At 64.0% G+C, this 25,215-nt stretch carries 21 protein-coding genes; 12 read left to right on the top strand and 9 right to left on the bottom strand.

Translation table 11 applies throughout. The annotated features are described in order from the left end of the window. Position 1 precedes the first annotated feature (1 nt). The 7 genes from hutC (at position 2) to M0D65_RS22725 (ending at position 7,170) form a co-directional block, all read left to right on the top strand. Positions 2–697: a histidine utilization repressor gene (gene hutC / locus M0D65_RS22695; RefSeq protein WP_096719415.1), complete on the top strand. Its 696-nt coding sequence runs from the start codon at positions 2–4 to the stop codon at positions 695–697. 82 nt (positions 698–779) lie between these two features. Continuing rightward, positions 780–2,468, top strand: coding sequence for a urocanate hydratase (hutU, locus tag M0D65_RS22700; protein WP_266254667.1), 1,689 nt, complete (start codon positions 780–782; stop codon positions 2,466–2,468). A gap of 8 nt (positions 2,469–2,476) precedes the next feature. Then, complete coding sequence (locus M0D65_RS22705; protein WP_266254668.1) at positions 2,477–3,106, top strand: HutD family protein; 630 nt, start codon at positions 2,477–2,479, stop codon at positions 3,104–3,106. A gap of 92 nt (positions 3,107–3,198) precedes the next feature. After that, complete coding sequence (gene hutI / locus M0D65_RS22710) at positions 3,199–4,437, top strand: imidazolonepropionase (protein WP_266254669.1); 1,239 nt, start codon at positions 3,199–3,201, stop codon at positions 4,435–4,437. 2 nt (positions 4,438–4,439) lie between these two features. Then, entirely contained in the window at positions 4,440–5,831 is a 1,392-nt protein-coding gene (locus M0D65_RS22715; RefSeq protein WP_266254670.1) for a formimidoylglutamate deiminase, read from the top strand. Positions 5,832–5,870: 39 nt separating this feature from the next. Continuing rightward, positions 5,871–6,719 (top strand): N-formylglutamate deformylase, encoded by an 849-nt coding sequence (gene hutG / locus M0D65_RS22720; RefSeq protein ID WP_266254671.1) that lies wholly within the window; start codon positions 5,871–5,873, stop codon positions 6,717–6,719. A gap of 70 nt (positions 6,720–6,789) precedes the next feature. Beyond that, positions 6,790–7,170: a GNAT family N-acetyltransferase gene (locus M0D65_RS22725; protein ID WP_266254672.1), complete on the top strand. Its 381-nt coding sequence runs from the start codon at positions 6,790–6,792 to the stop codon at positions 7,168–7,170. Between the two features lie 16 nt (positions 7,171–7,186). Here M0D65_RS22725 and M0D65_RS22730 read toward each other — a convergent pair whose 3' ends face one another. Continuing rightward, complete coding sequence (locus tag M0D65_RS22730; RefSeq protein WP_266254673.1) at positions 7,187–8,518, bottom strand: lysozyme inhibitor LprI family protein; 1,332 nt, start codon at positions 8,516–8,518, stop codon at positions 7,187–7,189. A gap of 67 nt (positions 8,519–8,585) precedes the next feature. Then, positions 8,586–8,957, bottom strand: coding sequence for an MAPEG family protein (locus M0D65_RS22735; RefSeq protein ID WP_096719211.1), 372 nt, complete (start codon positions 8,955–8,957; stop codon positions 8,586–8,588). A gap of 460 nt (positions 8,958–9,417) precedes the next feature. On the opposite strand from M0D65_RS22735, the gene M0D65_RS22740 reads away from it, so the two are divergent. Further along, positions 9,418–10,080 (top strand): hypothetical protein, encoded by a 663-nt coding sequence (locus tag M0D65_RS22740; RefSeq protein ID WP_266254674.1) that lies wholly within the window; start codon positions 9,418–9,420, stop codon positions 10,078–10,080. 10 nt (positions 10,081–10,090) lie between these two features. Here the strand turns inward: M0D65_RS22740 and M0D65_RS22745 are convergent, their stop codons facing one another. Then, on the bottom strand, positions 10,091–10,945 hold the full coding sequence (locus M0D65_RS22745) for a LysR substrate-binding domain-containing protein (RefSeq protein WP_266254864.1): 855 nt from the start codon (positions 10,943–10,945) through the stop codon (positions 10,091–10,093). Between the two features lie 146 nt (positions 10,946–11,091). On the opposite strand from M0D65_RS22745, the gene M0D65_RS22750 reads away from it, so the two are divergent. The 3 genes from M0D65_RS22750 (at position 11,092) to M0D65_RS22760 (ending at position 15,886) form a co-directional block, all read left to right on the top strand. Further along, a complete protein-coding gene (locus tag M0D65_RS22750; protein ID WP_266254675.1) occupies positions 11,092–12,306 on the top strand; it encodes an aminotransferase class I/II-fold pyridoxal phosphate-dependent enzyme in 1,215 nt (404 codons plus the stop codon). Between the two features lie 51 nt (positions 12,307–12,357). After that, on the top strand, positions 12,358–13,746 hold the full coding sequence (locus M0D65_RS22755; protein ID WP_266254676.1) for an MFS transporter: 1,389 nt from the start codon (positions 12,358–12,360) through the stop codon (positions 13,744–13,746). 241 nt (positions 13,747–13,987) lie between these two features. Further along, positions 13,988–15,886: a DUF3857 and transglutaminase domain-containing protein gene (locus tag M0D65_RS22760; RefSeq protein WP_266254677.1), complete on the top strand. Its 1,899-nt coding sequence runs from the start codon at positions 13,988–13,990 to the stop codon at positions 15,884–15,886. A gap of 18 nt (positions 15,887–15,904) precedes the next feature. On the opposite strand, the gene M0D65_RS22765 is transcribed toward M0D65_RS22760, so the two are convergent. The 5 genes from M0D65_RS22765 to glgC form a co-directional block, all read right to left on the bottom strand. Continuing rightward, the gene (locus M0D65_RS22765; protein ID WP_266254678.1) at positions 15,905–17,056 is read right to left on the bottom strand and encodes a branched-chain amino acid ABC transporter substrate-binding protein; all 1,152 of its coding nucleotides are present in this window, start codon (positions 17,054–17,056) and stop codon (positions 15,905–15,907) included. Positions 17,057–17,387: 331 nt separating this feature from the next. Then, on the bottom strand, positions 17,388–17,849 hold the full coding sequence (locus tag M0D65_RS22770; protein WP_266254679.1) for a hypothetical protein: 462 nt from the start codon (positions 17,847–17,849) through the stop codon (positions 17,388–17,390). 125 nt (positions 17,850–17,974) lie between these two features. After that, a complete protein-coding gene (gene pdxY / locus M0D65_RS22775) occupies positions 17,975–18,838 on the bottom strand; it encodes a pyridoxal kinase PdxY (protein WP_091018949.1) in 864 nt (287 codons plus the stop codon). A gap of 300 nt (positions 18,839–19,138) precedes the next feature. Beyond that, positions 19,139–20,659 (bottom strand): glycogen synthase GlgA, encoded by a 1,521-nt coding sequence (glgA, locus tag M0D65_RS22780; RefSeq protein WP_266254680.1) that lies wholly within the window; start codon positions 20,657–20,659, stop codon positions 19,139–19,141. A 141-nt stretch (positions 20,660–20,800) separates the two neighbouring features. Then, positions 20,801–22,075 (bottom strand): glucose-1-phosphate adenylyltransferase, encoded by a 1,275-nt coding sequence (gene glgC, locus M0D65_RS22785; protein WP_266254681.1) that lies wholly within the window; start codon positions 22,073–22,075, stop codon positions 20,801–20,803. A gap of 404 nt (positions 22,076–22,479) precedes the next feature. On the opposite strand from glgC, the gene M0D65_RS22790 reads away from it, so the two are divergent. Beyond that, entirely contained in the window at positions 22,480–23,577 is a 1,098-nt protein-coding gene (locus tag M0D65_RS22790) for an alpha/beta fold hydrolase (protein ID WP_266254682.1), read from the top strand. Positions 23,578–23,614: 37 nt separating this feature from the next. Here the strand turns inward: M0D65_RS22790 and M0D65_RS22795 are convergent, their stop codons facing one another. Further along, positions 23,615–24,619 carry an LLM class flavin-dependent oxidoreductase gene (locus tag M0D65_RS22795; protein ID WP_266254683.1) on the bottom strand — a complete coding sequence of 335 codons (1,005 nt, stop codon included), beginning with the start codon at positions 24,617–24,619 and terminating at the stop codon, positions 23,615–23,617. Positions 24,620–25,215: the final 596 nt, after the last annotated feature.

A 25,215-nucleotide genomic window follows, 5' to 3' on the forward strand; every position in this document is an offset into this window, starting at 1 on the left:
CATGAACGCACCGGCTTATCAAGGCATCAAGGACTTCATCCTCTCCCGCATTCATGCGGGCGAATGGGGGGAGGGCGACCAGGTGCCGTCGGAAAACGAACTGGCACGCGAGTTCAAGGTTGCGCGGATGACGGTGAACCGTGCACTGCGCGAGCTGACTTCGGAGCAGGTGCTCACGCGTGTGCAGGGTGCGGGCACCTTCGTCGCGCGGCCGAAGTACGAATCGACGCTGGTGGCGATTCGCAGTATTTCCGACGAGATCGTCGCGCGCGGTCATCGGTATCGTGCGGATGTGCTGCAACTCGGCGCCGCGATTGCCGACGAGGCGCTCGCCGAAGAAATGCAGGTCGCTGCGGGCAGTCCGATTTTCTTTTCGCGCGTACTGCATTGCGAAAACGACGAACCGGTGCAGCTCGAAGAGCGCTGGGTGAACCCCGCAGTCGCACCTGAATACGCGCTGCAGGATTTCACCAACACGACGCCGAATCAGTACCTCGTGCGCGTCGCGCCGCTGCAGCGTGTCGAGTACCGCATCGAGGCAGCCGCACCGGACGACAGCACCCGCGAGCAACTGACGATGGACCCGCTCGAACCGTGTCTCGTGCTGCATCGGCGTACGTGGTCGCAGAGCGTGGTCGCATCGATTGCGAACCTGTGGCACCCAGGCAGCCGCTATCGTTTCACCGGACATTTCTGAACGCACGCGTCACCGTTCCATTCACATCACTTACCTCTAGCTCAACCCGCGAGCCCAACCCGGAACCAGAGAGCCAGCCATCATGAACAATCCGAAACACATCGACCCGCGTCTCGATCCGACCCGCACGATCCGTGCCCCGCGCGGCACTGAGAAGACCTGCAAGAGCTGGCTCACGGAAGCCGCGTACCGGATGATCCAGAACAATCTGGACCCGGAAGTCGCCGAGCATCCGCACGCACTGGTCGTGTATGGCGGCATTGGGCGTGCAGCGCGCAACTGGGATTGCTTCGATCAGATTCTCGCGTCGCTGAAGGATCTGAACGACGACGAAACGCTGCTGATCCAGTCGGGCAAGCCCGTTGGCGTATTCCGTACGCACGCCGATGCGCCGCGCGTGTTGCTCGCGAATTCGAATCTCGTGCCGCACTGGGCGACGTGGGAACACTTCCACGAACTCGACCGCAAGGGCCTGATGATGTACGGCCAGATGACCGCGGGTAGCTGGATCTACATCGGCAGCCAGGGCATCGTGCAGGGCACGTACGAAACGTTCTTCTCGGTGGCGAACCAGCATTTCAACGGCGACCCGAAGGGCCGCTGGATTCTGACGGGCGGCCTCGGTGGCATGGGCGGCGCGCAGCCGCTCGCCGCGACGATGGCAGGCTTCTCGATGGTCGCGGTGGAGTGCGACGAGACGCGTATCGATTTCCGTCTGAAGACACGCTACGTCGACAAGAAAGCACGCACGCTCGACGAAGCGCTCGCCATGCTCGACGAAGCGAAGCGCGACGGCAAGCCGGTTTCGATCGGCCTGCTCGGCAATGCGGTCGACGTGTTCGCCGAGTGCGTGACGCGCGGCATCACGCCCGATTGCGTGACCGACCAGACCAGTGCTCACGATCCGATCCACGGTTATCTGCCGCAGGGCTGGAATGTCGAAGACTGGCGCGAGCGTCAGAAGACTGCGCCGGACAGCATCGTGCAGCCGGCCAAGCAGTCGATGGCGAAGCAGGTGCAGGCCATGCTGACCTTGCAGGAACGCGGCGCGGCCACGCTCGACTACGGCAATAACATTCGCCAGATGGCGCTCGAAATGGGCGTCAAAAACGCGTTCGATTTCCCCGGTTTCGTGCCTGCCTATATCCGCCCGCTGTTCTGCGAAGGCAAGGGACCGTTCCGCTGGGTTGCGCTGTCGGGCGATCCGGAAGACATCTACAAGACCGATGCGAAGGTCAAGGAACTGATCCCCGACGATCCGCATCTGCATAACTGGCTCGACATGGCGCGCGAACGTATCGCGTTCCAGGGGCTGCCTGCGCGGATTTGCTGGGTTGGTGTGAAAGATCGTTATCGCCTGGGCCTCGCGTTCAACGAAATGGTCAAGAACGGCGAGCTGAAGGCGCCGGTCGTGATCGGTCGCGATCACCTCGATACGGGGTCGGTGGCGAGCCCGAACCGCGAAACCGAATCGATGAAAGACGGCTCGGATGCGGTCAGCGACTGGCCGCTGCTCAACGCACTGCTGAATACGGCCGGCGGCGCGACGTGGGTGTCGCTGCATCACGGCGGCGGTGTTGGCATGGGTTTCTCGCAGCATTCGGGTGTCGTGATCGTGTGCGACGGTACGGATGCGGCGGCGCGTCGGATCGAACGCGTGCTGTTCAACGACCCGGCGACGGGTGTGATGCGTCATGCGGATGCCGGCTACGAACTCGCGCAGGAAACTGCGCGCGAAGTGAACCTCAAGCTGCCGATGCTTGGTCGCTGAGCGTTGCTGTGACGTTGAAGACGACACTGATCCGCGCAGCTGAACTCGTCGCGTCGCCGTGGAAGAACGGCGGTGGCGTGACGCGTGAGATCGCGGCGCATCCGCAGGGCGCGCCGCTCGATACTTTCGTGTGGCGCGTGAGCGTGGCCGATGTCGCGGCAGCAGGGCCGTTCTCGAAGTTTCCGGGCATCGACCGGACGCTCGTGCTGCTGTCCGGTGCGGGCATGCTGCTCGACGAGCATGCGGCGCATGACGGCGAACACGGCCTGCGCACGCACACGCTGACACAGCCGCTCGACGTCGCGCGTTTTGGCGGCGAAGCGGCGATCGATGCGCAACTGGTCGACGGCGCGACCCGCGACTTCAACCTGATGCTGCGACGTGGTGCGGCGACCGGCACACTCGATGTGTGGCGTGGCGACGGTCGCGACATGCAGCGCACGTTGAACGCCGACGTCGTGCTGCTGTACTGCGCGGCGGGGCCGGTGACGCTCACGCTGGGCGACATGCCGCCGCTACATTGCGCGACTGGCGACACGCTACGTATCGACGCAGCCGCTGCGTTACCGTGCGTTGCGAGTGCCGCAGGCATGCCCGGCGCAATCGCGCTGCTCGCCATCGAGATCCGTTACGCGTAGCATCGTTTGTCATCCCGATCCCGCGCGTCCGGGTTGTCATCGGACGTGCATCGACAGGCCAGATCACGCGGCCGTGTGGTTATGAATACGCGATGAAGCACACTGTCTGGCATCACCTGAATCTCTGTCCGAACGGCGACACCACTTCGACGCTCACCGACGCGGCGATTGCGGTGCGCGACGGACGCATCGACTGGCTTGGCGCGGCCAGCGACCTCCCAGCGGCGTACGCACAATGGCCACGCGAAGACCTGGGCGGCGCATGGGTCACGCCTGGTCTCGTCGATTGCCACACGCACCTCGTGTACGGCGGCCAGCGTGCCGACGAATTCGCGCAACGGCTCGCGGGCGTGAGCTACGAAGAGATCGCGAAGCAGGGTGGCGGCATCGTGTCGACGGTTCGCGCCACGCGCGCAGCCGACGAAGCGACGCTGCTGCGCGACGCGGCCGCGCGGCTCGAACCGCTGCTTGCCGAAGGCGTCACCGCAATCGAAATCAAATCGGGCTACGGCCTCGACCTTGCCAGCGAACGCAAGATGCTGCGCGTTGCGCGGCAACTCGGCGAGCGCTATCCGGTGACGGTCTACACGACCTTTCTCGGCGCGCACGCGTTGCCGCCAGAGTTCGCGGGCCGCGCCGACGATTACATCACCGAAGTGTGCGAGCACATGCTGCCGGCGCTCGCGGACGAAGGGCTCGTCGACGCCGTCGATGTGTTCTGCGAGCGCATCGGCTTTTCGCTCGCACAGAGCGAGCGCGTGTTCGACGCCGCGGCGCGGCGCAACCTGCCCGTGAAGATGCACGCGGAGCAACTGTCGAACAGCGGCGGCACGGCGCTGGCGGCACGGCATCGCGCGCTGTCGGCGGATCACCTCGAATTTCTCGACGAAGCGGGCGTCGCCGCGATGCAGGCGGCGGGCACGGTTGCCGTGCTGTTGCCCGGCGCGTACTACTTCATTCGCGAGACGCAGTTGCCGCCGCTCGACCTGCTGCGGCGCTACAGCGTGCCGATCGCGATCTCGACCGATAGCAATCCGGGCACATCGCCCGTCACGTCGCTGCTGCTGATGATGAACATGGCGACGACACTATTCCGCATGACTGTGCCTGAGGTACTTCAAGGCGTGACGCAGCACGCGGCACGCGCACTCGGCAAGGCCGACGTGCACGGCACGCTCGCCGTGGGCAGATCCGCCGACTTCGCCGTATGGCCCGTCACGACGCTCGCCGAACTCGCCTACTGGTTCGGCAGGCCGCTCTGCGCGCGAGTCGTGCGCCACGGCGAAACCGTCTACACGCGGCCCACTGCGCCGCTTTCCACTCACGTCTAAACATGACTCACGCAGACCGATCGCTTTTCGCCGAACACGCATGGCTGCCCGACGGCTGGCGCCGTAACGTGCTGCTGCAATGGGACGCTCACGGTGTACTGACAACCGTCACCGCCGACAGCGAAGCACCAGCAGGCGTCGCACGTGCCGCCGGCCCGTTGCTACCGGGCATGCCGAACCTGCATTCGCATGCGTTTCAACGCGCGATGGCCGGCTTGACCGAATACCGCGCCAACGCCGTCGACAGTTTCTGGAGCTGGCGCGACCTGATGTACCGCTTTGCCGCGAAGATCACGCCTGAAGGGCTCGCGGCCATCGCGCAATGGCTCTACATCGAGATGCTGAAGGCGGGCTATACGTCGGTGTGCGAGTTTCACTACGTGCATCACCAGGCCGATGGCGCGCAATATCCGCAAGCCGCCGAACTGGCCGCGCGTGTTGTCGACGCAGCGGCTGCGAGCGGCATCGGTATCACGATGCTGCCCGTCCTGTATCAGTACAGCGGTTTCGGTGCGCGTGCGCCGCGCGACGATCAGCGGCGCTTTATCAATACGCCGGAACAACTGCTCGAACTGCTCGCGCAACTGCAACACGCACGGCCCGAGCATCACGCGCTGCGCTACGGCGTCGCGCCGCACTCGCTGCGCGCCGTGTCCGAAGCTTCGTTGCGCACGTTGCTTGAAGGGCTCGACGCGATGTTGCCGGGCGCACCCGTGCATATCCACATCGCCGAGCAGACCGCCGAAGTCGACGCATGCGTCGAGACCGAAGGGGCGCGGCCGGTTCAATGGCTGCTCGACCGCTTCGATGTCGATGCGCGCTGGTGCCTCGTGCACGCGACGCACATCGATGCGCACGAAACCGCGGCGCTGGCGAAGAGCGGCGCCATCGCGGGTCTGTGCCTGACGACCGAAGCAAATCTCGGCGACGGCATTTTCCCGGCGCCTGAGTATCTCGACGCACACGGGCGTTTCGGTATCGGTTCGGATAGCCATATCGGCGTCGACTGGCGTGCCGAATTGCGTCTGCTCGAATACGGCCAGCGGCTCGCACGCAGGCAACGCAACGTGCTCGCGAGCACCGCGGCACCGCGCGTGGCCGACCGGCTGTTCGCCGGCGCGCTCGAGGGCGGCGCGCAGGCGACCGGCCGCAAGGTCGGCGCATTGCAGGTGGGCCTGCGCGCGGACTGGATGGTGCTCGACGCGGAGCACCCGAGTATCGCCGGTCATCCGGCCGACACGTGGCTCTCGGGCACGGTGTTCTGCGAGCACGGCGAAACGCCGGTGCGCGATGTGTATACCGGCGGCGAGCAGGTTGTGACCAACCGGCGTCATCGCGATGAAGCCCGCGCTTATGCGCAGTACCGCGCGGCGCTGGCCGATCTGTTAGCCTGAGCGATCCGGCTTCCTTCCACTGATACCGACCGTACCGATATGACCGCTTCGAATACATCGAACCCACCGAACACTTCGCAAACTTCGAACCCGACGCCGGTTTTTTCGCTGCAACGGGGAAGCCTGCCGCTTTTGATTTCGATCCCGCATCTGGGCACGCGCATTCCCGACGATATCGCCGCGACGATGACGCCGGTCGCGCAGCGCGTCGACGATTGCGACTGGCATCTGGACCGGCTGTACGCGTTCGCTGCACGCCTTGGCGCATCGATACTCGCGCCGGTCTACGCGCGCTACGTGATCGATCTGAACCGCCCGCCCGATGGCGCGAATCTTTATCCGGGGCAGGACACGACAGGGCTGCTGCCAGTCGATACGTTCGAGAAGGAACCGCTCTATCGCGACGGCCATCTGCCGACCGACGCGGAAGTCGAGCGTCGTCGCGAGCTTTACTGGCAGCCGTATCACACGGCGCTTGCGGGCGAACTTGCCGCACTGAAGGCGGAGCACGGCAAGGTACTGCTGTGGGAAGCGCATTCGATCCGCTCGCGCGTGCCGCGGTTTTTCGAAGGGCGGTTGCCGGACTTCAACTTCGGTACGTCGAACGGTGCGAGCGCGGTGCCCGGACTTGCTGACGAGCTTGCCGCGATCGTCGAACGGCACGGCGCTTATACGGCGATCGGGAATGGGCGCTTCAAGGGCGGTTACATCACGCGGCAGTATGGCCAGCCGCAGCAGGGCGTGCATGCTGTTCAGCTGGAGCTGTCGCAGATCACCTATATGCAGGAGCAGATGCCGTACGCGTACGACGAGGCGCTGGCTGCGCGTGTCGAGCCGTTGCTCGAGACGTTGCTCAAGACCGCACTCGCTCGTGTCGAAGGGAGCTAAGTCAATGTCGACACAATCAGCGGCAGACGAATACGAAATCTCAACCGATACACGGCGTCTCGACGTGGGAATGATTCACCACTTCCTCGCGGAGGAGAGCTACTGGTCGCTCGGTATCCCGCGAGCAACGGTGGAGCGAGCGATCCAGAATTCTCTGTGTTTCGGCGCGTACCGCGGAGACGAACAGGTTGGGTTTGCGCGCGTCGTCACGGACCGGTCGACGTTCGCCTTGCTTGCCGATGTGTTCGTGCTCAAAGACCATCGCGGCAAGGGGCTCTCCAAGCGCCTCATGCAGTGCGTCGTCGAGCACGAGGACCTGCAAGGTCTAAGGCGCTGGCTGCTTCTGACTTCCGATGCTCACGGCCTCTATAAACAATACGGCTTCAAGGAGCTTGGGAATCCGGCGCGTTTCATGGAGATACTTCGGGCGGATATCTATCGTTCGTCCTGATGGCTTAAACGTGCGCTCAGGATGCAAAGCCTTGCAATTGCTCGATGCGCTGGTCGGTTAGCCACGCTTTCCAGTCGCTGGCGCTGCTGTCCGGATAACGCGAAGCGGCGAATCCGACCCACGCGTCACGATAGGTGATCCACAGTTTTTCGGTTTTCCGGATGCCGTCTGCGGTAATGGTCCCTTCGTCCGACCAGTCTTTGCGCTGCATGATTTTCCGGTAGATCGCGTTTAGCCGCTGGTCTGCGCGCGCAAAGTCGGCGTGTGGCGGAAGTTTGCCTGATTCGAATTGCTTGATGTCTTTCAGAAATGCAGCGTGCAAGCTCGACTCCTCGTCGGCAATGAACGAAGCGCGCGCGGACCCGCTCATGTCTTGTTCGGATTGCGCGTGCTCTGAATAGAACGCCTCCGCCGCCGCACGCAGCGCGCCAAAAGACGCCTTCTGTGGAGCGGTCCACGTCCGCGTCAGGCTGGCGATTTCGCGGTTGCGCTGCTTGTTTAGAACCCTCTCGCTCTCGGCGCTACACATGCCGGAGTTCATGCCGCTGCTGGCGTAGTCGCAAAACCTGAATGGCGTCTTCAAGGTGCTTTGCTCTCGGGTTTCCGTAAGCGCCGCGACCATACCGTCGAGTTCGGCGGGCACGGTGCTCGCGTGGCAAACCAGCGCAATGGCCAGACTGGGGTTGCGTTTGACACCCCATCCATTGGCATACACCTCGGCGACCTGGTTGTTATCGACAGGGTCTTGCGAGAGCAGACACTCGCGATATCGCTGCCAGTCCGCTGGCGATTTCGCGTTTGTCTGATAGTCCGGGCAATCGGCATTGCTCAAAGCCGTCATCCTGGCGGGCGATGGTTGATCGCGTGGCGGCAGATCGGGAGCGCCGGCTTGCTGGCAGCGATCGATGGTAGTCAGCTCTTCTGCGGTAAACACGCCGAGATCGATCTTGAGTTTTCGCGCAAGATCGGCGTAGCGTTTTGCCGCGTCGACATCCGCCGACGCGCCTGCGCGAAACAGCAGCGCGTCGAACACTTCCTGAAATGCCGGTGGATATCCCATCCCGGCCGCGTGCTCGTAATACACGACCGGTTGCTCTTTACCTAACCCCGCATAACCAAGCCAGTACCACGCTTCGGCGAGGCCATGGTCGGCGGCTTTCTGGACCCAGAGAGCCGCTTGATCGCGGAGCGCCGGGTCTTGTTTCTCATAGAGCGCCTTGCCATAGGCGAGTTCTGCTTGTGCATTACCTTTCGTCGCTGCTGTGTGCAGCGACGTTAAATCGGCTGGCGTTTGCGGGTCGTGCCCTTGAGCGTGGCCACCGGATGCCACGACCATGCCGAGCAGCAAACCCGTCAAAACTGCGATCCGCCGAATCTTGGTTGTATGCACATTGGAATTCACCGGTTGCCTCCGCTTACGCGCTCGCAATAAACAGCAACACAATACAGATCATCCCACCAAACCACACGAGCGAACGCAGCGGCGCCCAGCCCAGCAGATAGAGCAACCCGTGCACCACCCGTATGGCGACGAACGCGATCGCCAACTGATCGACGTGCGGGGTGTTCACACCCTTGTGCCAGACGACAGCCAGTGCCGCTGTGAACAGCGCCAGCGCTTCCCACGCGTTCTGATGGGCCCCGACCGAACGTCCACGCCAGCCCTCCAGCTTCGCCAGATAGTTGCGCGGCATGCCGTTGTCGTAACCCTTCTTCGATTTGGCGCAAACGGTCCACACAAAAGGCAGCAGTGCGACGATCAGCAGACATGTCTCCGTCGTTGTCATGTTCGTTCTCCCTGAATTATTAACGATAAAAATCGTTACATTGTGTAATGGCGAAATCTGCAAAACCCGCGCAGATTAGCATCCCAACGCAGCGTCGGCGCAGTCGTTTTCTAGACGGGATACTCGGCTGGATTTTGAGCGGCTTGCGGCGCGCAGCGCCGCCGCGCGAGCCTGTTGTGTCGAAACGCATCGTTGCGCGCGCATCGAACGCATGGAACGACCTGCCACACCGGCGGTCTTTTTCAAACGCTCCCCACTACGGACGTCCTTCGTAAAGCCTCTGGAAAACCCTGGTATGCGGGTTGCATGACAGACTGCGATACGGCTACCCTGTGGAGCCATGCATGGCGCACAGCAGCACCGTCGCGCAATAACGTGAAATCGACGTCACATCGACACGACACCGACGCCACATCAAACATCACATCAACATCGGGTGAGATAGATGGAAGACTCAGCGATGAAAGATCCGAATGATTCACGGCTCGACATATGGCGAGCCAACCTCGTCGTGTTGACGCGCGAAGTCGGCGCGGCAACCCGGCTTGCACGCATGATGACGTTCTCCGCGACCTATTTGAAGCTGATGCTGTCCGGTCAGCGCGATTTCAGCGAGGAGTTCGCGCGCGGTGTCGAGTCCGTGACCGGCTTGCCGGCAGGCTGGATGGACGCGCCGCACGAAGCGCGCGACGTGCCCCAGGCGGCGCGCGCTGCGATCGACAACGAAACACCGCTCGCGCGTTTTCGCGGCACTGCGCATCCGGTGCGCAAGAAGACCGTGCTGCGTCCGCCCGAACCAATCTTCGGGCAACCCGCGGCGCGGCGCAGCGAAGACGAAGGCGTCGATGTCGAAGCGCATCGGCGGCTCGTGCATTTTCGCAAGGTGCGCGATCTGGCCATGCAGGATGTGCGACGGCTCGAACGGCATCTCGGACGGCCGCCCGTCGAACTCGCTGCGTTGCGCGCCAAGGTCGAAGACGTGATCGCGGCCGGCGATCTCGACGGTCCCGATCGTGCGGATCTCGTGGGTCGGCTCGAACAGATCGAGAAGCATCGACAGATGTTGCAACGGCACGTCGAGAAACTTCAGCAGTTGCTCGGGCGACTCGGTGAAAGCGATTGAATGCGTATGTTTAAAGCCGCAGTTCCGAGAGAATCTGTTCCGCAAGAAAGTCGCAGGGCGGACGGTTCGAACGGGCGCTACGCGCCAGTACGATTTCGAGTTCCGGCAGGTTGGGCAAGCCATGCGCGCGCCCAAGCTGCACGAACTGCGCGGGCACCGCGCAGCGGGCTAGCGGCGCGATGGCGAGACCGGCCTCGACCATGCTGAACAGTCCCATCAGGCTCGGGCTTTCGTACGACGTGCGATAGGCGATCTTCGCGCGCTCCAGCGCCTGGATCGCGTTGGCCCGCGCAACGCTGCCGGTGCCGAAGAGCGCCACCGGCAGCGGCCGCTCCTTCCATACCTCCATACCTGCTGCGCCGGGACCTGCCCAGACCATCGGCTCAAAGCGAATGAACTCGCCGTTCAATCCTTTCATCCGCGTCACACAGGCAAGGTCCACTTTGCTGTCCTTCACGAGCGGTCCGAGCGCGTGACTCGGCAAACCGATCACCTGAATCTCGACCTTCGGGTAGCTCGCAGAAAACTTGCGCAGCACGGCGGGCAGCAATGACGACGCGTAGTCGTCGGGCACACCGATCGCGACGCGGCCCTTGACCTCCGGATGAACCATCGACGCCCACGCCTCGTCACGCAACGCAAGCATCCGGCGCGCGTATGCGAGCAGCAACTGGCCGTCCTGCGTCGGCGTGACGTTACGCGGCCCGCGCACAAAAAGCGTCTTGCCGAGGGCGGTTTCGAGCGCGCGGATCTGCATGCTGAGCGCCGACTGCGAACGATGCACGAGCGCCGCGCCGCGCACAAAACTGCCGGCGTCGGCGACGGCGACCACCATCGCAAGAACGTCGAGATCGAGAGACTTGATTGTTTGAGTGGACATGCGTGATTCGTGAGCCATCAGAAAATCTGATTGAAGCGTTCAATATAACGCGTTTGTCTGAATGCAGCGACGCTGCGCATACTGGGCCGACTTCACTGACTTGCCGCCGCCGCGGCCCGGAGACCCGTGCAATGCCGAAGACTTACGACGAATTCAAACAACGGGACATGCGTCTCGACATGTCGCGCGGCAAGCCCGCGCCGGAGCAACTGGACCTCGCGTGGGCGTTGCTCAACGAAGCAGGTTCGACGGGGTTCCGCGCACGCGACGGCTTCGACTGCCGCAACTACGGGCACGCGCTTGGGTTGCCCGAAGCGCGCGAGTTCGGTGCGTCGTTGCTCGATGTACCGGCGGGGCAGGTCGTGGCCGCCGGCAATTCGAGTCTTGAGTTGATGTACGACGCACTTGCGTTCGCGATGTCGTTTGGCGTGCCCGACGGCGAACCGTGGTCGCGCGACGACGTTGCCTTTCTGTGCCCGGTGCCCGGCTACGATCGTCACTTTTCGATCTGCGCCGCGCTCGGTGTTCGCATGATCCCCGTGCCGATGACCGACGACGGTCCCGACATGGACGTCGTCGAAGCGCTTGTGCGTAACGACGCATCGATCAAGGGCATCTGGTGCGTGCCGCTCTACAGCAACCCGAGCGGTGCGATCTATTCGGCCGAGGTCGTGCGAAGGCTTGCATCGATGCCGACTGCCGCAGCCGACTTCCGTCTGTTCTGGGACGATGCGTACCGCTTCCATCATCTGACCGACACACGGCACACGACGCCGAACGTACTCGACGCGTGTGTGGCGGCGGGGCATCCGGACCGCCCGCTGATCTTCGCGTCGCTGTCGAAGGTGACGATAGCGAGCGGCGCCATCGCGTTCCTCGCCTCGTCGCCGCGCAACGTGGCGTGGTGGCAGCAGCGCTGCGCGGTGCGCACGATCGGCCCGGACAAACTGAACCAGTTGCGCCATGTGAAGGTGCTGCGCGATCGTGCCGGTGTCGATCAATTGATGGAGCGTCATCGTGCGTTGCTGCGGCCGAAGTTCGATGCGGTGATTGCGGCCTTTCGCGAACGGCTAGCCGGTGTGCCCGACGTGAGCTGGAACGAGCCGGCAGGCGGTTACTTCATCAGCCTCTATGTGCCGACCGGTTTCGCGAAGCGCACGGTCGAGCTGGCCGCGGCCGCGGGCCTCGTGTTGACGCCTGCGGGTGCGGCGTTCCCGCACGGCGACGATCCGCACGACCGGCATCTGCGGATTGCGCCGACGTTTCCTTCGCTCGACGAGGTGCAGGTCGCCGCGCAGGGTATTGCTGTGTCGCTGCTGCGTGCGATCGACGAAGCCACGCGTTGAGCGGGTAGGGGACGGGTTTCGCAAGACAGGATTTTGCGGTAAAAGAACCGCATGACCGACCGCGCCCGACTCGTCCCCCTCATCGTTGCCTGTCCGCTGTTTCTGCAAAACCTCGACACGTCGATCATGGCAACCGCGTTGCCGTCCATCGCACGTTCGCTCGATGTGCAGACGCTGCATCTGAACCTCGCGATCACGTCCTATCTGCTAAGCCTCGCCGTGTTCCTGCCGGCGAGCGGCTGGCTCGCGGACCGCTTTGGCCCGCGCCGTGTGTTCTGCGGTGCGATCGTGCTGTTTTCGCTCGGCTCCGCGCTGTGCGGGCTCGCTGATTCGCTGCCGCAACTCGTCGTGTTTCGCGTACTGCAAGGGATGGGCGGCGCGATGATGGTGCCGGTCGGCCGTCTGATCCTGCTGCGCAGCGTGTCACCCGCGCGCATGGTCGCCGCGATGGTCTGGTTCACCGTGCCCGGTGCGATCGGCAGGCTGGCCGGGCCGCTGCTCGGTGGGCTCGTCGTGACGATTACGTCGTGGCGCTGGATCTTTCTGCTGAACGTGCCGTTCGGCGTGCTCGGTGTGCTGCTCGCGCTGAAGTTTATCGACGGCGCGTATGAGCCGCTCATCGAGCGTTTCGATCTCGCAGGTTTCATTCTGCTTTCGACGGGACTCGTCGGTCTGGTCGGCGGTCTCGATACCGCGGGTCGCGGGCTCGTGCCATCCGCTGTCACGTTTGTGTTTGCGGCAACCGGCGCGCTGTCGCTGCTTGCGTACTGGTTCTATAGCCGCCGCCGCGCCGATACGATCGTCGACCCCGGCATTCTGCGCTATCGCGCGTATCGGACCGCGGTGCTCGGTGGCATGCCGCTGCGTATCGCAATCGGCGCGTCGCCGTTCCTGCTGCCGCTGATGTTCCAGCTCGGTTTCGGTTTATCGCCGTTGCAGTCCGGATCGCTCAGTGTGGCGACCGCGATCGGCTCGCTCAGCGTGCGCGCGGTGATGACATCGGCGATCCGCCGCGTCGGGTTTCGCACGTTGCTGATCGGGGCGACTTCGCTGACCGGTTGCTTCTACGCGTGCTATGGATTGTTCCGGCCAGGCACGCCACATCTGTTGATCTTCGTCGTGCTGCTGTTTGGTGGTTTGTTCAATTCGCTCGGTATGGTGACGCTCAATACGCTCGGCTACTCCGACATGCCGAAGCTAAAAATGAGCCGCGCCACCGCGCTCTCGAGCATGGCGCAGCAACTGTCGATCAGTATCGGTGTCGCATTCGGTGCGTCGCTGGTGACGTTGACCGCGCATCTTTATGGCGGCAGCGTCGCGCTACTGAGTGCGCGCGATTTTTCGCCGGCGTTCTTCGTGGTCGGCGCGCTGACGCTCTGCTCGTTGTTCTTTTTCGTGCGGCTTTCGCATGATGAAGGAGCGGAGTTGCGGCAGCGGTGATGGCGCGTTGTCGGCGTGTACGTCGGCAATGTGCTAAAACGCGGATACGGAGCCGACGAGGTGACATCTTGGACAAACTTGCTGCGGAACTGAGACAGGCATTTGCGCGCTGCGCCCGTGTCCGAGGCGACGGTGCTGCCGGTCGGGGCACGGTACGCAGCGTGACACGGTGTGAGCGGCCGACATTCGTTGTCCGACTGCCCGGCGCATGCACACCGCAGCGCGGCGGAGCGCAACCTACATGAGCCGCCTCGTTCGCCGCCTTCGCGCAGTAGCAGCGCTACCGTTGCTGGTCGGCGCATGCAGCGCATCCGCGGTCTATGCCGACGAAACCACCACCTCCGACGATCCCGCTCCGTCCACGCTCGAACGCGACGTGCATCTGTTCATCGTGCAGAAGGACGGCTCCATCGAAGAGCGCGACGACACGATCATGCGCGCCAACACGACGAGCGGCGTCGACGACATCGCGCAGCGCTACGTGTGGTTCAACAAGGACATCGAGCATGTCGAACTGCTGAAAGCGGAAACCATCGATCGCAACGGCGTCGTGCATCCGGTCGGCCCTGAAGCGATCCGCGATGTGCAGGAGCCGCGTTCCGCCGGTGCGCCGACGTTCCAGGACGGCGTGCTGCGCACGGTGATCTTTCCGGGTGTGGAACCGGGCGCACGCGTGCATCTCGCGTTTCGCAAGACCCGCACGATCCCGCTACAGGCCGGCACATTTGCGTATCTGGTCGAACCGACGCGCGGCCCGGTCGAACTGCAACAACTGATCTTCGATCTGCCCGACGACGTGCCGCTCTACGCAGACGCACGGGGCTACACGGCACTGCCGCCGGTCAGCGAGAACGGCCGCACCCGCTATACCTTCGAATACCGCCACGGCCCGTATGCACCGACCGAAGCCGGCGCGGTCGGCTACGCATCATGGGGCGACCGGCTGATGGTGTCGACGGTACCGGATTTCGCGTCGTTTGCGGCGCACTACCGCTCGGCCGCAACCGATCCGACGATGGCCGATCCATCGATCGTGAGCCTTGCACAGTCGTTGACCGCGGGGCTCACCGATCCGGTTGCAAAAGCGCGTGTCCTGTACGACTGGATGCGCTTCAACATCCGCTATGTCGCGCTTTTTCTCGGCGAGACCGCGGCCGTTCCACACAAGGCCGTCGACATCCTGCGTAACCGCTACGGCGACTGCAAGGACCACGTCGCGCTATACACCGCTCTGCTTGCGGCGGTAGGTATCCACAGTCAGGCGGTGCTGCTCAATCTCGGTCCGGTGTATACGCTGCCGACGGTGCCGGGCTACGGCAACAGCGCGATCAATCACGCGATCGTCTGGATCGATCAGTTGCAGCGCTTTGCCGACACGACCTCGGGCGGCGTCGCGTTCGGCTATCTGCCGGCGGGCGTGATGGACCGGCCGGTGCTGCTCGTCGACGACGGTGTGCTCGCGCGTACGCCCGCTACACAGCCGCGCGGGCGCAACACGCGGTTGCAGATCGACATCGATGCGAGCGGCACGGCGAGCTTCGCATACCGAGTCGAAGACACGGGCGCGCCCGCCGAACTCGAGCGCAACGTGTTTCGCCGCGCGACTCGCCGGCAGGCCCAGCAGCTTGCCGCCGACCGTCTGCGGCAGACCGGGTTGTTCGGCATCGCGCGCGTGAGCACGAGCGATGTCGCGGCAACCGATGGTCCGTTCACGACGTCGATGGAAGGCACACTCGAACATGTTGTCTGGCCCGACGGAACGACGGCGCTACCCGCGTTGACGAGTCTCGCGGGCGGACTCGGGACACAGGTGCAGGCGTGGCTCGCGGAACCGGAGCGCACGCAGCCGTGGGTGTGCATCGGTGGGGATTTCGACGAGACGGCTGAGATCACGTTGCCCGATACCGTGCACATGACCGATCTACCCAACGATACGGCCGTGCGCGACCGCTTTCTCGACTACACGTCGCACTACGTGTTCGATCCCGCGACGCGCATGTTGCAGATCACGCGGCGCCTGCACGCGCAGTTCGGGCATCAGGTGTGCACGCCCGACGAATTCGCGCAGATGCGCGCCACGCTGCTGAAGATCGAGCGTGACGCGTCGTCACAAATCGTCGTGCGGGTGGTCAAAGGGTAGGGGACAGCGTACGAAGAATCAGCTACCGCCCTTCGTCACGATCGGCACCCAGGTACCACCCTTCACCTGATACAGCGTCGACGCGGCGTTCTTCAACGCGCCATTGCTGTCGAACGCGATGTGCCCGGTGACACCATCAAAGCTGATGCTCTTCAACGCCGGTCGATAAGTAGCCGGCGCCGACGACTTCGCCGTTTCCATCGCCTTGATCGCGGCCCACGCGGCGTCATAGCCGAACGGCGCGTACGACAGGATGTCGACGCCGAACTGCTTCTTGAACTTCTGCGAGAAGTCCTTGCCGCCCGGCAGTTGCGCGAGCGGCCGGCCGTACTCCCAGGCCATCGCGCCATCGGCGGCGTCGCCTGCGAGCTTGATGAACTCGGGGTCCATCACACCGCCGCCGCCCACTAGCTGCGCCTTCAGTCCCAACTGCTTCATCTGCTTGGCCACCGACGCCGCCTGCGTATCGAGCCCGCCGAAGAACAGCAGGTCCGCATCGGTGGCCTTGATCTTGGTGAGCTGGGTGCGGAAATCGACGGCCTGGTTCGACGTGAATTCATGCGCGACGAGATTGCCGCCGTGCGCTTTCACCGCTTTCTCGAACTCGTCGGCTTCGCCCTGGCCGAAGGCGGTGCGGTCGTCGAGGATCGCGATGCGCTTCGCCTTCGTGACTTCGACTGCATAGATGCCCGCGTTGCCGGCGTTCTGCGCATCGGTGGAGATCACCATGAAGGTGTTCGCGAAGCCCTGGCCGGTGATGACCGGATTGGTTGCCGCGGGGTCGATCATCGGAATGCCCGCGGTCTCGTAGACGCGCGACGCGGGAATCGTCGTACCCGAGTTGAAGTGGCCGACCACCACCGATACGTTCTGGTCGACGAGCTTCTGCGCCGCCTGCACGCCGATGCGCGGATCGGCCTGATCGTCTTCCGATACGAGATCGAAGTGCGCGACCTTGTCGCCGATCTTGATCTGTTGCGCGTTGGCTTCGTCGAGCGCGAGCCGCACGCCGTACTCGAGGTCCTTGCCGTAGCCGGCATTGGCACCGGTGAGCGGTGCGGCAAAGCCGATCTTGACGGGCAGGCTGTCGGCGAGAGCGGCGAGCGGCGCCGTCGCGAACAACACACCGAGTGCCACCGCGACCGGTTTCAGCGTCTTGCGAAAGCTCATGATTTCTCCATTCATCGACAGGTGACGCCGCAAGCGTACGGACGATACCGCTGTGCGGGCAATGCAGGAAAACACGGAAGCGCGCGACTTATTGGTCAATGAAGGTGCCAATGAAGCGGCCAATGAAATGGGCCATGCGCGCCAGCTCGGGTTCGACGTGGCGCGAATATAAGAAGCCAATTTGCGAACGTCTTGGCAGAACGCCGCGCTTCGCGTGCGCATTTCGGCACAGCGACAGGCGGCGATGAGGGGGAGTTCAGGCGTGTGTGGCGGGCGTTGCGCAGCGACGCACTGCGTGCTTTTGTTCTAGCGATGATTCGTCAGACCAGACTCACTCGTCTGCTTGCAGACGCAACAATTCTTCGCGCAGGCGCAGAAGCGGTGCTTTCGTGTCTTCGTCGGCCCACGTGTCGAGATCGTCGATGGCGCGCTGGCAGCCGTCGAGCACCAGGTCGAAGTCGACCGGAATGCCGTTGGCGAGCGCGAATTGCAGCGTTTGCGCGAACTGCTCGCATTCGTCTTCGCCGTACGAGATGTCGAGGTTATCCGCGATGATTGCGGCGATGTTACTGCGGGCGCGGTCGTCTGCGGCGACCATCTCGATGACGCCGCGCGCGACTTCCGGTGCGTGATAGAGCGCAATGTCGAGCCATTCCGTGGGATCGAAATCCGCCTCGCCGAACTGGTTCTCGAAGAACTCGATCGCTTCCTGTTCGTGGGTTTCACCGGCATCGACGCTGATGCACAACTGCTCGAAAAATTCTTCCCGCTCGCTGCGGATATGGCCGTCCATCTGAACCTCGTTCGTTACTGGGGTGTTGCGCGGCACGCATTATAGGCGTTTTGGGGTTGGCTCCGGGTTGGGTTCCGTTCGCGGCTCGCATAGACAGGCAACGCGAGCAGAGCGACACCAGCGCACTAGCTCGTCTCCGCGATCCACGCGTCGAACCATTCGCGCGGCCGCGCGATCTCGTCCTGGGCCGCGACCAGTTCGAGTTCGTAGCGGCCCGCTTCCCAGGTGGTCCGCACCACGGCGTTGACGGCTGCGAGCGTGTGCTCGAACGCCGCGCGCAGCGGATCGCCGAGCAGCGTGCGCGCGACGAACACCGCGCTCGTCAGGTCGCCGACGCCGACCGGTTGCCGCGCGAACGGATACAGCGGGCGCTGGCCCATCCAGGCTTCGCGTTCGGTGACGGCAAGCATGTTGAAGCGGTCGGCGGGACTGTTGCGATCGAGCAGATGCTTGACGAGCACGATCTTCGGGCCGCGCTTGAGCACTTCGCGGCAGGCGACGATCGCTTCGTCGACGGTTTCGAGCGTGCGTCCGACGAGCCGTTGCAGTTCGCTGTGATTCGGCGCGATGCCGTCGGCGATCTCGGGCATCGTGCGCACAAGAAACTCCTGGATGCCAGGCTCGACCTTGCAGCCGGTCGTGGTGCCCATCACCGGGTCGCAGAAGTACCACGCGTGCGGATTGGCGGCCTTCACCGAGGCGACGATGTCGATGACCGCCTGCGCCTGCTCGGGGGTGCCGAGGTAGCCGGACAGCACCGCGTCGCAGCGCGGCAGCATGCCGATCGCGCCGATTCCGTCGACGAGGTCGCCCATTTGCGCGGCATCGATTGCGCTACCGGTCCAGTGGCCGTATTGCGTGTGGTTCGAGAACTGGACGGTATTGAGCGGCCAGACATTGACGCCGAGCCGGCGCATCGGAAACTCGGCGGCGCTGTTGCCGGCGTGTCCGAAGACGACATGCGACTGAATGCTCAGGACGTTTTTCATGGTCGGTTGCGATCGGGCGCGGACCTGGGCGATCCGCGTGGAAGCGAAGCGGGTGGCCGGTTACAGCCCGGCGCCCGCCAGTGCAGGAACAATACATGAGTTTTCGCGCGGCGAAACCTGTGCCGTGCGGCGAGTGTTGCCTGGAATCGTCAGTTGGCGGGGGCGAACACGGCAAGAACACGGGTCGAGCCCGCTTGTGCGTGCTCGTCTACGTGCAGGTGTCCACCCGTGAGCGGCGGTGCTTGCGGCGACTCGGAGGCCGGTCGCGGGCAGCCGGCGCGGGCGCCTCGCGGGCGCCTTTTACGCGCCGGCGGGGTCTTGCACGAGCGCCCGGTAAAGATCCAGGTAGCGTTGCGCCGAGGCGCCCCAGCCGAAATCCTGACGCATCGCGCGCTGCTGCGCGGCCTTCCATTCACTGTGCCGCGCATGCAGCGCGAACGCGCGACGGATCGCGCCGCCGAGCGCCTCCGGCTCGAAGCGCTCGAACACGAAACCGGTGGCGAGATCGTCGGCGAGATTTTCCAGCGATGCATCGACCACCGTATCCGCCAGGCCGCCGACCCGATGCACGAGCGGCAACGAGCCGTACGCGAGCGCGTAGAGCTGCGTGAGACCGCACGGCTCGAAACGCGACGGCACCGCAATCACGTCGCTGCCGGCGACGATCGCGTGGGCGAGCGGCTCGTCGAAGCCGCGTTCGACGGCCACGGCGTCGGGATGCGCATGAGCGACGCGCAGCAGGCCGGCTTCGAGCGCCGGGTCGCCGGTGCCGAGCACCACCAGCTGGCCGCCACGCGAAACGATCTCGGGCAGCGCGCCGAGCAGCAGGTCGAGGCCCTTCTGCTCGGTGAGCCGGCTGACCACGCCGAACAGCAGCGCATCGCTTTTCTGTGCGAGGCCGAAGCGTTCCTGCAGCGCGGTCTTGCATGCGCGCTTGCCGGCGAGCCGGCTGCTCGTGTAGCGCGCGGCCAGCGCTTCGTCGGTGGCGGGGTTCCATACGCCATAGTCGACGCCGTTCAGGATGCCGGTCAGATCGTGGGTACGGCCGCGCAGCAGCGCATCGAGCCCGCCGCCCTGGGCGAGCGTCTGGATTTCGCGGGCATACGTGGGGCTGACGGTGGTGAGCCGGTCGCTGTAGTAAAGCCCCGCTTTCAGAAACGACAACTGGCCGTAGAACTCGACCCCGTGCATGTCGAAGAAGTCGGCCGGCAACGCCAGATGATCGAACGTCTGCGCCGGAAACACGCCCTGGTAGGCGAGGTTGTGCACCGTGAACACCGTGTGCGCGAGACGCCTGCCGTGTCTGCGTTCGGCGGCGCGCAGGTAGGCGGGCGCGAGGCCCGCGTGCCAGTCGTGTGCGTGGATGATCTGCGGCGTCCATGCCGAGTCGGCATGCTGGGCGAGTTGCGCGGCCATCCAGCCGAGCAGCGCGAAGCGTTCCGCGTTGTCGCCGTACGGCACGTGTTGGGCATCGAGATACGGGTTGCCGGGCCGGTCGTACAGCGCGTCGTCGCGGATCATGTAGACGGAGAGGCCGTTCGCGGGCAGCGTGCCGAGTTCGAGCGTCGCGTGGGCGGCGTGCGGCGCGTGTACGGAGTGTTGCAGGCCGGCGCGCGAGCCCAGCAGTGGATGATCGAGCCGCGCAACCGTGCGCAGGTCCGCGAGCCCGTTTGCGACCGCCGGAAAGCCCGGCAGCAGCACGCGCACATCCGCGCCGCGCTCGATCAGCGCGGGCGGCAGCGCACCAGCAACGTCGGCGAGACCGCCGGTCTTGAGAAGCGGATACAGCTCGCTGGCAACGTGCAGCGCGCGAATCGTCATAAGCGTTGAACCTGTGGAGAGACGCGGTTAATTGAACTATCTGAGCAGCTTATCTGCGCAACCTGACGGCGCGGCAGCTGCCGCAATGCTTTGGCATTGCAGCGTTTCCGTTTGCCTCACTCGCGGCGAGCGCAGATCCACTCAATGCGCACGTTCGGTCTGCCGTCGCAACGCTTCAGCGGTAACCAGTACGACACCGCTGTCGGTCCGGTAGAACCGCTCGCCGTCGAGCACCGGATCTTCACCGATCACCGTACCGTCGGGAATCGAACAGCCGCGGTCGATCACCACACGACGCAGCCGGCAACTCGCGCCAACCGTCACCTGTGGCAGCAAGACTGCCTCACTGATGTTACAGAACGACTTCACGAGCACGTTCGACGACAGCACCGAGCGCGAGATCTGCGAACCCGTGATCACGCAGCCGCCGCACACGATCATGCTGGTGCCCGAGCCCTGCTGGCCGTTCAGGTCGCGCACGAACTTGGCCGGCGGCAACTGCTCCTGATGCGTCCAGATCGGCCAGCTGTGGTCGTACAGATCGAGCGCGGGAATCGTCGACGCGAGGTCGAGATTCGCGGACCAGTACGCGTCGATCGTGCCGACATCGCGCCAGTAGGGTTCGGTGGTCGGGTCGGACGTCACGCACGACATGCTGAACGGATGCGCGATGGCGTGGCCCTGAGTGACGACGCGCGGCAGGATGTCCTTGCCGAAATCGTGATCGGTGGCGGCGCTCGTGATGTTTTCCTCGAGCAGCGTGTACAGGTAGTCCGCGTTGAACACGTAGATGCCCATGCTGGCGAGCGCGATATCGGGGCGGCCCGGCATGGCGGGGGGATCGGCGGGCTTTTCGACGAAACCGGTGATACGGCGCGACTCGTCGACGGCCATCACGCCGAAGGCGGTTGCGTCCATGCGCGGCACCTCGATGCAGCCGACCGTGCAATCCGCGCCGCTTTCGGTGTGGTCGAGCACCATCCGCGTGTAGTCCATCTTGTAGATGTGGTCGCCGGCCAGTACGACGACGTATTTCGGGCGGATCGAACGGATGATGTCGAGATTCTGGAACACCGCATCCGCCGTGCCGCGATACCAGTGCGCGCCTTCGACGCGCTGCTGGGCCGGCCACAGATCGATGAATTCGTTGAACTCGCCGCGCAGGAAGCCCCAGCCGCGCTGCACGTGGCGCAACAGCGAGTGCGCCTTGTACTGCGTCACCACGGCAATACGACGGATGCCCGAATTCAGGCAGTTGGAGAGCGCAAAGTCGACGATCCGGTATTTGCCGCCGAAGTGCACGGCCGGTTTCACGCGTTTATTCGTGAGCGGCCCGAGCCGGGTGCCACGGCCACCCGCGAGCACGATGGCAAGGGTGGTGTGCTGCAGATCGTTGAGACTGGCCGGTGTGTGCATGTACGTCTCCTATGATGTTTTGCCCCAGATGGTCGTGCTGGCGTCTTGTGCGCTGTCGTCGGGTTGCCTCGTGTTGCGGTCGTTGCGCTCGTTGCGGTTACGGTTTCAATTGCGGTTGCGGTGCACGCCCCGTATTTCTAGCACCGATTCGCGGCGCACGCTCGCTTCAATGGCAGCGGTGGGGCGATAGGGGCATGCTTTGAGCCGGATTGCATCGACCGGTACCCGCGCGTTCGCTATCGATTGGCGGCCGGACGATCGCCCGCTTGCTTTGGTCGACCCGCCGGCCAGACGATGCGGCAACGCAATATCGACCGCAACACGCGCCACCTGCCGACCTCGCAGCAGGCGGGGCGGTACGTCGGTAGAATCGTCGGCTCCGAGTCGCACGAGGCACGCCATTCATGATTTCGCGTTATCGGTTCTTCGCCACACGGTTCGCCGCGTCCGTGCTCGTGTCCGCGCTGGCATTGGCGCCGGCCACCCAGGCCGGTGCTGTCGGCGACGCGTCCAGCGCCTCCAGTGCATCCGGCCCGACGCAGGCCGACAGCGACGGTCCGGTCTACGGGCCCGAACTGCAAGGCTTCAGCTACCCGGCTCCGGTCCAGCAGTTCGACTTCACATCGCAGGGCGAAGCGCTGCACATGGCCTATCTCGACGTGCGGCCGGAACATCCCAACGGGCGAACCGCGGTACTGCTGCATGGCAAGAATTTTTGCGCGGCGACCTGGGAGGGCACGATACACCGGCTATCCGATGCGGGCTATCGCGTGGTTGCGCCGGACCAGATCGGGTTCTGCAAATCGACCAAGCCGGCTCACTATCAGTACAGCTTCCAGCAACTCGCGCGCAACACGCACGCGCTGCTCGACTCGCTCGGCATCGAACGGATCACGCTGATCGGCCATTCGACCGGCGGCATGCTGGCGATCCGCTATGCGTTGATGTACCCGGCGCAAACGCAGCAGCTCGTGCTTGTCGATCCGATCGGCCTCGAAGACTGGAAGGCGAAGGGTGTGCCGTCGCTATCGGTGGACGAGTGGTACCAGCGCGAGCTGAAAACGACCGCCGACGGCATCCGCCACTACGAACAGAGCACTTATTACGCGGGACAGTGGCGCGCCGACTACGAGCCGTGGGTGCAGATGCTGGCGGGTATGTACCGCGGGCCGGGCAAGCAGATCGTGGCGTGGAATTCGGCGCTGCTGTACGACATGATCTACACGCAGCCGGTCGTCTACGAACTGGGCAACCTGAAGGTGCCGACGCTATTGATGATCGGCGACAAGGACACCACCGCGATCGGCAAGGACGTTTCGCCGCCGGAGGTGCGCGCGAAGATCGGCCATTACCCCGAACTCGCGAAGCTCACGCAGCAGGCGATTCCGCATGCGCGCCTCATCGAGTTTGCGGAGCTGGGCCACGCGCCGCAGATGCAGGACCCGCAGGCGTTTCACAAGGCGCTGCTCGACGGGCTTGCCGCAGTGCCGGCCGATCATTGATTGTCGAGCGGTCGATGCGGTAACCCGCGTCGGCAGTCTATTGCGCAGGCGCCGCCGCGGCGAGTTCGTCGCGGATCTGCGCGCCGATCTCGAACGAACGTAGCCGGGCCGCATGGTCGTAGATGTGCGCGGTGAGGATCAGTTCGTCCGCGCCGGTCTGTTCGATCACCGACTGCAGGCCCGCGCGCACCGCATCGCGATCGCCGATCACCGTGCAGGCAAGCGAATGAGCGACGGCGGCAAGTTCGTGATCGGCGGCTTCGAGATGGTCGACCGGCGGTTGCAACTGGCCCGGTGTGCCGCGACGCAGGTTGATGAACTGCTGCTGCAGCGACGTGAAAAGACGCAGCGCTTCGTCGGTGGTATCGGCGGCGATGAGATTCACGCCGATCATCGCGTAGGGTTTGTCGAGCACCGCCGACGGACGGAATTGCGCGCGGTACACACGCAGCGCGGTCAGCATATGGTCCGGTGCGAAATGAGAAGCGAACGCAAACGGCAGGCCGAGCGCAGCAGCAAGCTGCGCGCTGAACAGGCTCGATCCAAGCAGCCATAACGGCACATGCAAACCTGCGCCCGGTACGGCGCGAATACGCTGGCCAGGCACCGGGTCGGCAAAATAACGCTGCAATTCGACGACGTCGTCGGGAAACGAATCGGCGCTGCCCTGCAGGTCGCGACGTAGCGCGCGCGCCGTCGTCTGGTCGGTGCCGGGCGCGCGGCCAAGACCGAGATCGATACGCCCTGGATACAGCGACGCGAGTGTGCCGAACTGTTCGGCGATCACGAGCGGTGCGTGGTTCGGCAGCATCACGCCGCCCGAACCGACGCGGATCGTCTTCGTGCCGCCGGCAATGTGACCGATCACGACCGAGGTTGCCGCACTCGCAATGCCCGTCATGTTGTGGTGTTCGGCGAGCCAGAAGCGGCGATAGCCCCATCGTTCTGCGTGCTGCGCGAGATCGAGCGAGTTGCGGAATGCGTCCGTGGCGGATGCGCCGGCGGTGATGGGCGAGAGGTCGAGAACCGAGAAGGGGATCATGGTGGTTGTATTTGTGGCGTGACGCCGGTCTGCACGGCTAGCCGATGAAGGCCAGGCGAAAGGATGGTGTTGACGGATTTTGCCAAAGCGCCTTGATTCGTGCTGACGGTGAAAACAAGTCCACAATTGCAGCAGGGTGTTCAGGGGCTATTGCGACGCGCCGCAATGCAGCGCGACAGGTTGACAGCACCCTGTTGGCAACGTGAAAAGCTTGAGCAAGGAAACACACAAAAAAACACACAAATCATGCAGACGTACGCAACAAATCGTAAAACGCGCTGCTAGAATTTCTGCGACATCACTGAGCGTGCGAACGCCGTTCAACCGGTGCCGCGTCGTGTGTTTGCGCTGTTTTGCAGCGCGACATGTCACGCGTTGCGATCTCTGTATTTGCAGCCTGGATGCAGCTTTTGCATCACTTGACTGACAACCTGTCGTACCCACATCGACAGGTCGGGCACGCGATGTTTGCGTGATGCCTTCACTTGTCTGTCAAATGCCGGCTTCAATATTACAGACCATTACCGGAGTGCTTCGCACGCTGCCTGCCCGGCGGCGCGGCGCGTTTTGACGCGGCCGTCGCCGGTGCAAAACCA

Source organism: Paraburkholderia sp. CHISQ3 (assembly GCF_030464945.1).
GTDB lineage: Bacteria > Pseudomonadota > Gammaproteobacteria > Burkholderiales > Burkholderiaceae > Paraburkholderia > Paraburkholderia megapolitana.